Below are 13,606 nucleotides of genomic sequence, written 5' to 3' on the forward strand. Positions count from 1 at the left end.
AGATGTGTTATGGGTGTTATCATACCAATAATAATTATCATTATCAATATATATTAAAAAAGTTTTTGATGAATGATTTTGGACAAGGTGAAATGAAGTTAAATGATGAAGAAGACAAAGCTAAATAATATAGAACTTACGCACCATCTTAACTCAAAAAAACATGATAGTTCTAGCTAGATTTTGGATTTAAATGGAATCAATCATCAGCGACCTATTTGGACACTTGAGCAACCACAGGCGTAAAAAGATGACTAACCCAAGCATACACCGAAGAAAAGCCAAGGCTTGCTTGCTGTTTTAAATACACAAACGCCATCAATGATGAGAATACATGATTACGGATTTTACACTCACGGCGAAGCTGAAACTTTTTTTCTGTACTTGTAGCCATTCACCTTGTTTGATTGAAACGGTTCGGTTGGCTTTAACAGCAAACATAAACCCTAACTCAGCTTTTTTGATGTGTTTAAGGTTTTCTTTACTGCTGTACCAACTATCACCTGTGATATCTTGTCTTTGTGGTCATAAAGTCGATAGTTAATCGGTTGGCTGTTACCTTGTCGGTCAGTGTAGTATAGGGTGATAAGGTTGATGCCTTTGACGGCTTTGTGGTGTTTGCCACTGTCGTAGTAGCCGATGAGGTCGGTTTTGTTGCTGTAGGGTTTGTCAAGGACGGTGTCGTCTATGCTGATGATGCCATCAAATGGGTTGATGTGTGCTATTGCTTGGTCGTAGAGGTCACAGAGTTGAATTGCATACTAAGATAAAATACTAGTATGCAATTCATAAGTGGCTATAGAGATAAGGACTGTAAAACTAAATATTCTCATGTAAACGAGCATTGAGCTCATCCAATACTAAAGCCCAAACAGCATCATGTTTCCACTCTTCTTGGATAAATGCTCTTTGTGAGTCGCTCCAAAATGGCGCATTTTTTAAATTGGTTTCTTCATCAAGTTGATTGTCTGCAATGAACTTTTCAACGGCTTCATCGCTACTTTCAAGACCTAATTGAGCAAACAGCTCATTCATCGTATATTCGATATCACCTAACATGACTATCTCCTTTTATTGTGATTAAATTTATTTTAGCAATTTGCCAATACTTGAGCAATGCAAGTGTGTATAGTTTGTGTTTTTTAAGTGTTGTTTTTAACATAAAAAATATCCAGCCAAAACCAGCTGGATATTTGAATGTATTTTCTAGAATTAAGAAAATAAATGATCAATAGCGGCACGCTCTTCTTCAAGTTCGTTTAGTGTGATATTGATACGCTCTTGGCTGAAGTCGTCAATTTCCAAACCTTGAACGATTTGGTATTCGCCATTTTCGGTAGTCACAGGGAAGCCGAACATGACACCTTCAGGAATGCCATACGAGCCATCAGATGGAATGCCCATGGTTACCCATTCGCCATTTGAACCTAATGCCCAATCACGCATATGATCGATGGCTGCATTGGCAGCAGAAGCAGCTGATGATAGACCGCGTGCTTCGATGATTGCAGCGCCACGCTTACCAACAGTAGGTAAGAATGTGTTAGCATTCCATTCTTGATCATTGATCATATCTTTGACCGATTCGCCATCAATGGTAGCAAAGCGATAATCAGCATACATGGTTGGGCTGTGGTTACCCCAGACAGTTAGCTTCTTAATGTCTTTGACAGCCTTGCCTGTTTTTTTGGCAACTTGCGTTAACGCACGGTTGTGGTCAAGGCGTAGCATGGCGGTGAAATTTTTGGCTGGTAAATCAGGCGCTGATTTCATGGCGATATAAGCATTGGTATTTGCTGGGTTGCCAACGACCAATACTTTAACATCACGACTTGCAACTTCATTAAGCGCCTTACCTTGAACAGTAAAGATTTTTGCATTTTCTTGAAGTAGGTCAGCACGCTCCATGCCAGGACCGCGTGGGCGAGCGCCAACCAATAGTGCATAATCAGCATCTTTAAATGCTACTTTAGGGTCATCGGTACCAATGACATCAACCAATAATGGAAAAGCACAGTCATCAAGTTCCATGATAACGCCTTGTAGTGCTTGTTGTGCTTTTTCAACAGGAATTTCAAGTAGTTGTAAAATGACGGGCTGATCCTTGCCCAGCATTTCACCTGATGCGATACGGAATAGTAAGCTGTAGCCAATTTGACCAGCAGCACCAGTGACAGCAACTCGTACAGGTTGTTTCATGAATAAAAATCCTTGTTTAAAGTATTAAGAAATTTTAAAAAATAGATTGATTATACATTTTTAATAATGATATTATTGATAAAAATGTCAAATCATTGTTAGTGTATCATTTTATGGATTTAAAGACAAACCTTTTTGGTGTGTATAAGATGGCAAGTTTTGGATATTAATTCTTAAAAACTGGCATTTAATCAGTCGGATAGACTCACAAGTCCAGTCGCCATACTGGACTTTTTAGATTTTAGAATAATTAGTAAGGGCTAACTGTACCCATACGCTGAGAAATTGGGGTGTATTGACCTAAAAGTAGGCTATAAATTGTCGCATTTTCCATAACATGTTTGACATAAGCTCGGGTTTCAGCGTATGCGATGGCTTCTACATACTGATCAGCACTGATGGTACCGTGTGTTGGTACCCAGCGACGAGCAGCGTTAGGGCCTGCGTTATAGCTTGCGGTTGCGACTGCAATTTGTCCTCTAGAACGGTTTGCCAAATCATTTAAAAACCAAGTGCCGTAGCGTATATTGGTATCAGGATTGCTCATATTGCCTGTAGATTCACCCAAGCTTCGGGCAATTTGGGCGGCTGTGCTGGGAATGATTTGCATCAAACCACCTGCACCTGCACCAGATTGAGCAGATGGCTGAAATCGGCTTTCTTGACGCATGATGCCATACGCCCAAGCAGGATCAATACCTGCATTGCGGCTGTGTTTTAAAGTGCTGTCTTGATAAGGGGTTGGGTGTGATAATGCCGCATTACGGAGATAATCGGTAGTTTCGATGGCATGGATGCTACGGTGATAAAATCCTAAGTCATGGGCTTTTTTGGCGGCACTCAGCAGTAAAGCGGTATTGCCTAAGTCGCGTGCTTTTTTGACCGCCCAATTCCATTCACGATTAATATGTTCAAGGCTGGCATTATTTTGCATGAGTAGTATTGCACGGGCAAAGTGCTGATCTGCCATCATACGCTGTTCATCGCTGGTACTGATTGATGGTAGTGTATTGCCACCAATATCAGATAGATTTAAACGCTGTCCGATGCGATCTTTGGCAAGTAGCCCATAGTAATCAATGCCTTTTGCAAGATTGTGATAAATATGCTGTGCTTTGGCTTGCTGACCAAGCTGTTCATAAGCTCGAGCCAACCAATACTGCCATATATGCTCTTGTTGTTCAACGGCTGTCATTGCACCAATTGCTGTAATTACATCCGACCATTGACCAAAATAAATTGCTGCTTGGGCATAGTCTTCTGCTTCTTCGTAATTAAAAGTTTCACCCAAGCTATTTCTAAACCAATGTACCGCATCCATACTATAGCCATCATCGGTGTTCATATTCATACGCTTGACCGCAATGCTACGCCAAGCATACCGACGAGCCATATCAGAGATGAGCTTTTGTGTTCTAAGCTCGTCTTGAGCAATGTCATAATTAAGCTGTATGGCAGCTTCTGAGTATGAACGGTGTGCCAGCACACTGATGGCATAAACATATAGATATTGATTGGTATTACTGTAGCTTTCTTGAGAAAAGCGTGTCAAAAATCCATTGGGATTATTGCGAATTTCATTAATGGTTTGGTAGCTGACGGATGTGTTTAATTGTCCAAGTAATGAGATGATGTCGCCTGTTTTATCCAAAGGTGCTTGGCGGCTGGAAAGTTGCCGTTTATCAATGCGTAGCATACGCAAAAGTTGTTCATGCTTATCGATGTTGGTGATGCGTGGGTTGTAAACCATTTCGGTGGCCAGTTTATCACATAAAGATTGGCGGATTTGAGTATTTAACCATACATTGGGTTTTTGGTATAACGCTCGCAATGAATCACGACTTTGGTTAAATCCTAAGGCAATCGCACAAGCTTCAGATTCATCAGGATTTTCAATGCTGTCTGCTACGGCACGCACAGACGCATAGTCACCTTGGCGAGCCTTAATCTCAGCATAGTCAGCAGCGAGTTTTTCGCTCATGACAGTGCTTGGATATTGATGGACAAACTGATTGACTGCCTCGGGCGATTGACTAGATAGGTTATAATTTAGCCGCCAATAGGTAGGATACATCCCAAATAGTGTGCCTTGCATATTTTTTTCGTATTGGCGTAGGGCATTTGGGCTACTTTTTTGGCGTTCGACATCAAAAAATTGATAAATACTACCGTCGTTGGCATGACCTTGTGCACAGGCAGCTTGCATAATGCTGATTGTGGCAAGCAGTGCGGTGATGGTCAATTTATTTGCTGTTTTCATCATTAGCTTAAATGAGTTAAATTTTGCTTATTCTACCAATCACTGATAAAAAAGTCCAAAATTATCCAATACATGCATCAAATTGATATTGACAAAAATGACACTGGCATATTGGTATGATATAATAGACAAATTTTTATTTTGCAGACCCTTGGAGAAAACCATGACCGTTGGCACTTTCAATCCTAAAACTCAAGCAACCGCCATCAAAAATCCAGCAACAGCCTTACATGAAATCAGGGAATCTGAGCATGATACCGCTGTGCCAAAAAAAGTTTATATTGTTACCCAAGGTTGTCAGATGAATGAATATGACAGCCAAAAGATGGGCGATGTTTTGGGTAATAGCCATGGCATGGTCATTACCAGTGATATTAATGATGCTGATGTGTTGATTATGAATACTTGCTCAATCCGTGAAAAAGCACAAGAAAAAGTTTTTTCTGAATTGGGTCGTTGGCGTAAATTAAAAGAAAAAAACCCAAATCTTGTCATTGGTGTTGGTGGTTGTGTTGCCTCTCAAGAGGGTGATAATATCCAAAAGCGTGCGCCATATGTGGATATGGTTTTTGGTCCCCAAACCTTGCATCGCCTACCTGAGTTGTATGAAAGTACAACCAATCAAGCCAAAACTGATGTGGGTCAAATCCCCAAAAATCGTATCGGTGTGGTTGATGTTTCCTTTCCAAGTATTGAAAAATTTGATTTTTTGCCCGAGCCAAGAGTTGAGGGCTATACCGCATTTGTGTCTATTATGGAGGGCTGCTCAAAATATTGCTCATTTTGTGTTGTGCCTTATACTCGTGGTGAGGAATTGTCACGCCCTTTGGATGATGTATTGGCTGAAATTGATAGCTTGGCTGAGCAGGGTGTGCGTGAAATTAATCTTTTGGGTCAGAATGTCAATGGCTATCGTGGCGAAAAAGACGATGGCAGTATTTGCCGATTTAGCGAGCTTTTACATTATGTGTCATACATTGATGGGATTGAACGCATTCGCTACACCACAAGTCACCCTTTGGAATTTACCGATGATATCATTGAAGCTTACCAAAGTATTGATAAACTGGTATCGCATCTGCATTTGCCAATTCAAAGTGGTTCAAACCAAGTTTTAGCCGCCATGAAGCGAAACCATACGGTCGATGTCTACATGAATCAAATTGCAAAATTACGCAAAATTCGTCCTGATTTACATTTATCAAGTGATTTTATCATTGGATTTCCTGGAGAGACAGACGAAGACTTTTTACAGACACTTCAATTTGCAAAAGACTTAGATTTTGATCATTCATACAGTTTTATTTATTCTAAACGACCTGGTACGCCTGCCTCTGATTTGCTCGATGATGTCAGCCTTGAAACCAAGAAACAACGCTTGGCAGTTTTTCAAGAGCTGATTAAGCGTTCAACTTTTGATAAAACACAAGCCATGGTCGGTCAGACGCTGCGTGTGTTGGCCGAAGAGCCTGCAAATCGTCGTCAGGGATATTTACACGGTACAGCGGATAATACCCGTTCGGTAATTTTTAAAGCAGATGCTGATCTTTTGGGCAAATTTGTGATGATTAAAATCACCAAGGCCATCAGCATGCATTTGGTTGAAGGCGAGTTGGTTGAGGTCTTGGGCTAATTTTGGCTTAGGGATACAGGCACGGAGTGGGATGTGAGATTAAATAAGCTGCGTGCTTGGTTAAGAGGGCAATCTGATACACCAACCATTGGTATATATTTTGGAGAAAAGGCGGCAACAGCAGTTTGGCTAGATGAGCATGATGGACGCTATCATTGGTTGGGTTCGGCATGTGTGTTGTATACCGATGTAGTGGTTTCGGGCAAAATTGTTGATAAAGAAAAACTTGCCCAGACGCTACGACAGATGATGCAAACGCTTGGGTTAAGTCAGGCGAATGCCATCACTTGTGTACCTGATGATGCAGTCATGCAGACGCTCATCGATCTGCCAGCCGATTTATCAGATGAGGATATCGAAGCACAAATCTTAGTTGATGCTGAGCGTTATATTGGGCGTAATATCCAAGATGTTTATTTTGATTTTCAAGTACTTAAGCGATCACCAGTAGCAACTCAAATCACGCTGACAGTGGCACACCAAAATAGTATCCATGACTGCTGTGAAGTGCTTGCCATGGCGGGAATAGAGACGGTAGCGGTTGATGTCCATACATCCTGTTTGGCACGCATGATGGCTAAAGTGACAGCACAAGTCAGTGCTTTGGTGGAGATTACCGATCACGATATTAGCTGTTATATCACACATCATGGCGTATTGCTATATCAGCAAAATGAGCCAATACATACCTTGAAAAATCTTGGCAATCAGCCATCGGATGAGCAATCAGAACTTGATCAGTTTTCTCAGTTTACCCATGATGTTGATACGCCTAAAAATTGGGCTAATCAGTCACCATTAAAGACGAATTTTGACGATTTGACAGATCGATTGTCCCAGACGCATGCATCAATCCAAAATGACTTTATACAGCCTTTGCAAGACAATTTTATCCAAAAAACACCAGATATTGCTATAAAAGCTCAAACTGATAATTACCATATCCGATTTGATGATTGGGTGGATGAAGTGGCAGCTGATGAACTTTCATTTGGTGAAGCGTCGGCAAATGATCCACATATCAAGTCATCTGATCGGTCTGAATTGGCAGTTGATCAGATGACCACAAAAATTTTATCACTGATCAAAAACTGTCAGACACAAACCGTTTTACCGATTGAGCGGCTATACATCAGCGGCACAACATGGACAAAAGCATCACAGCTGGCAGAGGCTTTACAGGCAAAGCTTGATATTTTGTGCATGCCCATGCACCCTAAATACACGGTCAATCACGCCATCAAAGATAATGACATGGCACAAGCACCCATGCTAACAGCAGCAGCGGCACTGGCTTTGACAAGATCTGAGGGGATTAATCTTTTGCCGTGGCGTGAAGAGCGTCGCAGTCAAGCCGATGCTAAGTTTCGTCAAATATTTGTGTCGGTGGTGGGGCTTACTGTTTTGGTGATGATGCTGATTTTTGGTGTGATTTATTATCGGCTCAATCAACAACAAGCAATCAATGATGAGATTAAAGCACGCATCAGCACCTTGGACGATAAGATCCATCAAATGCAGCAACTCAAAGTACAGCTAGATACTGCCCAAAAACACAGTGAGGCGTTAAATGCTTTGTCAGAAGATCGACAAGTTTCGTATCGCTGGCAACAATTATCAAACCTGATACCTGAGGGTGTGTATCTAGACGAAATGAGTCAGGCGGCGGATATGCTTAGCTTGACAGGGAAGGCGGTATCGACACAATCCGTGTCTGCATTTGCTCATCGGCTTGAGTTATCTGGGCTGTATACTGATGTACTTGTGGTGTCTTTGCAACAAGCAGATCAAGCGATGAGTTTTACGCTCACTGCCACTCAGCTGCCACTTGATGCCAAAGATATGATACAGCCAGTCAACCTAACAAATCAAGATGAAAATACTGATGTGAACGAGCATGGTAATGAATAATTTTGTGTATCAGCTACAAAGTTTTTGGTATGAACTTAATCAGGTCAATCGTCATACCATTGCTCAATCACCCAAATATATCCAGCTGACGGTACTTGGTTTAATTGTGATGATTATTGGTATTTTTGGCTGGCTACTTGCGATTTTACCAACCATTCAAAAGCTTAATGCAGCCCAAAGTCAAGAAACTGCCTTAATTGATGAATTTGCCACCAAATATCATAAAGCCCAGCAGTTTGACCATCTAAGCCATCAGGTCATACAAAAAAATACACAACTTGAAAATCAGCTCAATGCTCTGCCACGCACAGCACCGATGAGCGAGATTATCGAGATGATAAATACCAAAGCACAAGCGGTTAATGTGCAGGTGGTGAGTGCGTCAGTTCAAGCGGGTAGTGAACAAGACTATTATACCGAACGCCCCATCGCAGTGAGTGCGACAGGGGATTATCATGCTTTGGGTCGATGGCTACTTGAGTTGTCAGACGCCAACCATTTGCTGACAGTGCATGATTTTGATCTGAAAGCTGGCTTGAACCGTCAGCTGATGATGGTTGTTCAGATGAAAACTTATCAAGCAAACAAAAACCCAAAACCAGTTGCTCAGCAGGTGCCAGATGTTCAATGAATATTATCGGTGGGGCATTTTGGGTGCTTGGATTTGGGTTGGGATTGGATGTGCTGATAATACCAGTCAAATTGTTGATGATAAGCTTGCACATATTACCCATGAAGAGCGTATGGCGATCAGTGAGCCTGTGCCGATACCCTTATCTGTGCCGATGACATATCAGCAAGGCAAAGATCCTTTTATCAATCCTTATAGAAATGTAGCAGCGAGTGATACCAATCATACCACTAATCAGCAAGATGAACCAAAAACCGAATCTGCCAAAGCTTGGCCTATGGCAGACGCTATACCATCTCAGCCATCTGATACTCACCAGTCTACCAAGGCTCAGGCACAAGTCTTCAAAGGCGATCCGATAGCCATTGATACCAACCGTATTCGAGAGCCTTTAGAAAGCTATGAGTTATCAAGCCTACGCTATCATGGTAGTATTTCTGATGATGTTAGACTTGTGGCACTCATTATGAGTCCTGATGGCATCATTCATCGTGTGAGTACTGGACAATATTTGGGTAAAAATCACGGAAAAATCACCCATATTGACAGTCGTACGATACATCTGATTGAAGCGGTCGCTGATACACAAGGTGGCTATTATCGCCGTGATGCAAACATTCATTTTATTCATAAGCAATGACACATGGACAAAAAATTTTTAAAAAATAGCTTGGTAATCGCTGTGATGCTCGGTGTGGTTCATATGGAGGTGCGTGCTGATACTCATATTAATCATGTGTCTGTTACCCAAACAACAGAGCAACATTATACAGGCAAGCCCATTAGCCTTGAGTTTGCTGATATTCCTGTACGAGCGGTTTTTGATATTTTAGCAGGTTTTACAGGTATTAATATCATCACTGATGACAGTGTGACAGGCAGTATGACCATTCGCTTGATGAATATCCCTTGGGATCAAGCATTTGATGTGATTTTGCAAACACAAAATTTATCAGTATTAAAGCACGGTAATGTATGGCTGATCAGCTCAAAATCTATCCAATCCAATCAGCCGACAACAACCGAATACATTCGTCTAAACTATGCACTTGCCGATGATGTGGCAACACTTATCATGGGCGAAAAAACCCAGCGTGGTAATGTCAATCGAACCAATCACCGTGATGTTATTTATCCTGAAGCACCATTATCACGGGTCTATAACACCCAAACTGATGAACTCATTACCACCGCTGTGCGTGGGACATTACTGTCTGAGCGTGGCACAGTGACGGTGGATAAGCGTACCAATACTTTAATTATCCAAGATGTGCCTGCAAGCGTTACCAATATCAAGGTGCTGATTGAGCGTATTGATATCCCTGTTGAACAAGTGATGATTGAAGCTAGGATTGTTTCTGCTAATGAAAATTTTGGCAAACAGCTTGGCGTAAGTTTTGGGGCGCGTGGTCAAATTGGTAAAGTGCATTATGGCGGCTCTCAGGGAAGTTTGTGGACAATGCAACAAGAGGGTGTGGCAGCGGGTAATTATCAAAAAAACCATCTGAATGTTGATTTGGGCGTTGATAACGCCATGGGACGCATTGCTTTTGGGTTGTTAAATTTACCTGATGTGATTTTGGATTTAGAACTCTCCGCCATGCAAGCAGAAAATCAAGGTGAGGTTATCTCAACACCAAAAGTCTTGACGGCTGATAAACAAACCGCGCGTATCTCATCAGGATTACAAATTCCTTATCAAGAAACCACGCATTCAGGTGCCAGCACAACAAAATTTAAAGAAGCGTCTTTAATTTTGGAGGCGACACCAAATATCACACCTGATGGTAAAATTGGTCTTAAGCTGAATATCAAAAATGGCAATCCAGTACCAACACTTGGTCATATCGCCATTCAAGAAGATGCCATCGAAACGAATGTCATCATCGAAGATGGACAAACCGTCGTCCTTGGCGGTATCTATCGCACCAGCCAGAATGAAGGTGCAAACAAAGTGCCTAGATTGGGTGATGTGCCCGTGCTTGGGCGATTGTTTCGGCATGATTCTAAGGCACGCGAAAAGTCAGAACTTTTGATTTTTATTACGCCCAAATTGGTCAGATAGCTGGCATCAGAGTAACATATACAATGAATGAAATTTTATCTAAGCACTCGATATCTGAATGGTCAATACACAAAAATACTGGTAACAAATTGCCAAACATTGTATTATAAGATAATTTTCATTCATTTTATTGAAGCGTGTTGGCGTGTCAGCACCCAACATAGCGGATAGGCTATATTAATTGGAAAATCACAATGCTTGATGACGATTCGGCTTTCATTGAAGAGGTGATGGTCGAAAAAGCAGGTAATGCCTTATCAAAACAGCTGCCTGCGATTTTTTTGGTGGGACCTATGGGTGCAGGCAAAACAACGATAGGAAAGCTGCTTGCCAAACATTTGGGGCGTAATTTCATTGATTGCGATTGGTATATCGTTGATCAGACGGGTGCTGATATCCCATGGATTTTTGAAAAAGAAGGTGAAGAAGGCTTTCGAGATCGTGAAACGCGCGCACTACAAGAGCTGACCGCACTGCCTAATATTGTCATGGCAACAGGTGGTGGGGCGGTTGGACGCACCAAAAATCGAGAACTGCTTAAAAAAGGCTTGGTGATTTATTTAGACGCCAGCGTCGATACGCAGCTGGCTCGTACCAAAAAGGATAAAAACCGCCCACTACTACAAGCACAAAATCCACGAGCAGTACTTGAGTCTTTGTATCAAAAGCGTCATCCGCTGTATCGTGAAGTGGCAGATATCATCATACTGACTGGACGAGCATATCCCAAGCAAATGATCGGAGAGATTTTAGCAGTGCTTGAAAATTATGCTTTGGATCATACATCCAATCAATTAAAAACCGATCAACACGCTAAGGAAAATTCATGACCCAAGCATCACTTATTGTCAAAACCCAACGCCATGATTATCCCATTTTTATCCGAGCAAGTGATGATCAAATTGACTTGGTTAGCCAAATTATCCCATTTATCACCGCCAAACAAGTGCTTATTGTGACCAATGATGTGGTTGCACCTTTATATTTGGCACAAATGCAAGAAAGGCTATTATCTGCTGGATTTCATGTTGAGGTATGCGTACTGCCTGATGGCGAGATTTATAAAAATCAAGACAGTATTAATACAATCTATGATGTGCTACTTGGGGCGCATTTTGCACGAGATTGTACATTGATTGCACTGGGCGGTGGTGTGATTGGTGATATGACGGGATTTGCGGCTGCAAGTTTTATGCGTGGGGTAAATTTTATCCAAGTACCTACCACGCTACTTGCCCAAGTGGATTCAAGTGTCGGTGGCAAAACGGGCATCAATCATCCATGTGGCAAAAATATGATTGGTGCATTTTGGCAGCCCAGCTGTGTTTTGGCAGATATGATGACATTTCAAACACTGCCTGAGCGTGAATTTGCAGCAGGCATGGCAGAGGTCATCAAATACGCACTGATTATGGATGCTGATTTTTTGATTTGGCTGGAAGAACATGCCGATCAAATCAATGCCAAAGATAGGCATTTGCTTGCAGAGATGGTTTATCGCTGCTGTGATTTTAAAGCTCAAATTGTCGCTGCTGATGAGCGTGAATCTGGCAAGCGTGCGTTATTAAATTTTGGTCATACCTTTGGTCATGTCATCGAGACACATCAAGGGTATGGCAAATGGCTACATGGAGAGGCGGTGGCAGCTGGCATGGTGCAAGCTGCCCAAATGTCGTACAGATTGGACCTAATTCGTGCTTGTGATGTTGAGCGTATTGAAAATATCATTAAAAAATATCATCTGCCGACCAAGCCTCCTAAGATAGATGTCGCACAAGCGTTGGATCTGATGGGGCATGACAAAAAGGTTAAACAAGGTAAAATCCGCTTGGTGCTGCTGCGTAGCATAGGCGATGCGTTCGTAACAGCGGATTTTGAGTTATCAGACTTAGAGGTTGTGCTGGCAGGGCAGATGACCGCAAGTCCTTTAATTGATGAGTGAATGGGTAAGATTATGTCACAAACTCCCATGATGAGTGAAAAATATTTTCGTCGTCAGGCGCTTTATTGGCTGATTATGGCGGCTGTGATCGCGGTTTTGTGGTTGATTGTGTGGCTGACCAGCTCTGCACCAGCGATCATCAGCAAACAGCAAGCCGATCAAACGGTATCTTCTGCTGATACATTGCCGACTACAATCACAGCGTTAAATGAGCTTGATCATGTTGTTAAGCCCATGGATAATTCGGCACTTGTGCGAGACTTACGCAACTATCCACCTGAATTTAAGGACAAAGTTTACTTTAATGGTATTAGTGGTCGTTATACCATTGAGCTGATGGATGTTACCGAAAATGAAGTTATCGTGGATTATCTCAACAGTCGAGACGATCGCAACAATTTTGCTTATTTTCGCTATACTGATGCCAATGATAATAAGCGATATGTGCTAACTTATGGTAAATTTACCAGTCCAGCTGATGCAGAATCCGCTTTGCAAACCGTAAACTTTAGACTGCCAAAATCAGTGACACAAAAGACCACCAAAATCTCTGAGTTGGTCGCAGTGATGGACAATTATGAATTGGGTCAAGATGTGGTGGATTTGGCAGACTCCCAGCCTCACCAAGTTCGCCTGCAAGCGACGCGTACCGAAATTCCAGTCAAAGCAGCCACGCCAGCAGATGAAGAATTAGCACGCCTAAGCCGTGAGCGTGCATTACAAACACAAATTTCCCAGCAAACCGAGTCAATCAGACAGCCGACTGATTTAGATATCCAAAATGATATCAATCGTTTGTCTAATCAAAGATCACAAGTCAGCTCTAGCGATTTGCCCATGGCACCAACTGCACGCCCACAGTCGTCGCAGCAAACAGCCGATATAGCGCCCAAAAATGAAATATCTAAAGGCACTGCACCAACCCAAAACCATTCGGCAGAGGCAGAATCGCAATAAAAGATGGG

At 42.0% G+C, this 13,606-nt stretch carries 12 protein-coding genes and 1 pseudogene; 8 read left to right on the top strand and 5 right to left on the bottom strand.

What is annotated here, in order from left to right; translation table 11 throughout:
• Nucleotides 1–214: 214 nt before the first annotated feature.
• The 5 genes and pseudogenes from AO382_RS00135 to AO382_RS00150 form a co-directional block, all read right to left on the bottom strand.
• Nucleotides 215–394 (bottom strand): hypothetical protein, encoded by a 180-nt coding sequence (locus AO382_RS00135; protein ID WP_064617150.1) that lies wholly within the window; start codon nt 392–394, stop codon nt 215–217.
• Between the two features lie 35 nt (nt 395–429).
• A pseudogene (locus AO382_RS11390) lies at nt 430–743 on the bottom strand (IS701 family transposase); the annotation flags it as partial.
• A 76-nt stretch (nt 744–819) separates the two neighbouring features.
• Complete coding sequence (locus AO382_RS00140) at nt 820–1,059, bottom strand: DUF2789 family protein (RefSeq protein ID WP_064610744.1); 240 nt, start codon at nt 1,057–1,059, stop codon at nt 820–822.
• Between the two features lie 153 nt (nt 1,060–1,212).
• Nucleotides 1,213–2,199, bottom strand: coding sequence for a malate dehydrogenase (locus AO382_RS00145; protein WP_064617152.1), 987 nt, complete (start codon nt 2,197–2,199; stop codon nt 1,213–1,215).
• Between the two features lie 250 nt (nt 2,200–2,449).
• Nucleotides 2,450–4,459, bottom strand: a complete 2,010-nt coding sequence (locus tag AO382_RS00150; protein ID WP_064617154.1) for a lytic transglycosylase domain-containing protein — start codon at nt 4,457–4,459, stop codon at nt 2,450–2,452.
• 163 nt (nt 4,460–4,622) lie between these two features.
• On the opposite strand from AO382_RS00150, the gene miaB reads away from it, so the two are divergent.
• From miaB to AO382_RS00190, 8 genes are all read left to right on the top strand, one after another.
• The gene (gene miaB / locus AO382_RS00155) at nt 4,623–6,092 is read left to right on the top strand and encodes a tRNA (N6-isopentenyl adenosine(37)-C2)-methylthiotransferase MiaB (protein WP_064617156.1); all 1,470 of its coding nucleotides are present in this window, start codon (nt 4,623–4,625) and stop codon (nt 6,090–6,092) included.
• 33 nt (nt 6,093–6,125) lie between these two features.
• A complete protein-coding gene (pilM, locus tag AO382_RS00160) occupies nt 6,126–8,003 on the top strand; it encodes a pilus assembly protein PilM (protein ID WP_064617158.1) in 1,878 nt (625 codons plus the stop codon).
• Nucleotides 7,996–8,634 carry a type 4a pilus biogenesis protein PilO gene (locus AO382_RS00165; RefSeq protein ID WP_064617160.1) on the top strand — a complete coding sequence of 213 codons (639 nt, stop codon included), beginning with the start codon at nt 7,996–7,998 and terminating at the stop codon, nt 8,632–8,634. The genes pilM and AO382_RS00165 overlap by 8 nt, the downstream gene beginning before the upstream one ends.
• Nucleotides 8,624–9,274, top strand: coding sequence for a pilus assembly protein PilP (locus tag AO382_RS00170; RefSeq protein WP_064617162.1), 651 nt, complete (start codon nt 8,624–8,626; stop codon nt 9,272–9,274). The genes AO382_RS00165 and AO382_RS00170 overlap by 11 nt, the downstream gene beginning before the upstream one ends.
• Before the next feature lie 3 nt (nt 9,275–9,277).
• The gene (locus AO382_RS00175; RefSeq protein WP_064617164.1) at nt 9,278–10,699 is read left to right on the top strand and encodes a type IV pilus secretin PilQ; all 1,422 of its coding nucleotides are present in this window, start codon (nt 9,278–9,280) and stop codon (nt 10,697–10,699) included.
• A 230-nt stretch (nt 10,700–10,929) separates the two neighbouring features.
• Entirely contained in the window at nt 10,930–11,529 is a 600-nt protein-coding gene (locus AO382_RS00180; RefSeq protein WP_220271523.1) for a shikimate kinase, read from the top strand.
• Entirely contained in the window at nt 11,526–12,641 is a 1,116-nt protein-coding gene (gene aroB, locus AO382_RS00185; protein WP_064617168.1) for a 3-dehydroquinate synthase, read from the top strand. The genes AO382_RS00180 and aroB overlap by 4 nt, the downstream gene beginning before the upstream one ends.
• Nucleotides 12,642–12,653: 12 nt before the next feature.
• Nucleotides 12,654–13,598, top strand: a complete 945-nt coding sequence (locus tag AO382_RS00190) for a hypothetical protein (protein ID WP_064617873.1) — start codon at nt 12,654–12,656, stop codon at nt 13,596–13,598.
• The last annotated feature ends 8 nt before the right edge of the window (nt 13,599–13,606 follow it).

The sequence above is a fragment of the Moraxella catarrhalis genome, from assembly GCF_001656295.1.
Classification (GTDB): Bacteria; Pseudomonadota; Gammaproteobacteria; order Pseudomonadales; family Moraxellaceae; genus Moraxella; species Moraxella veridica.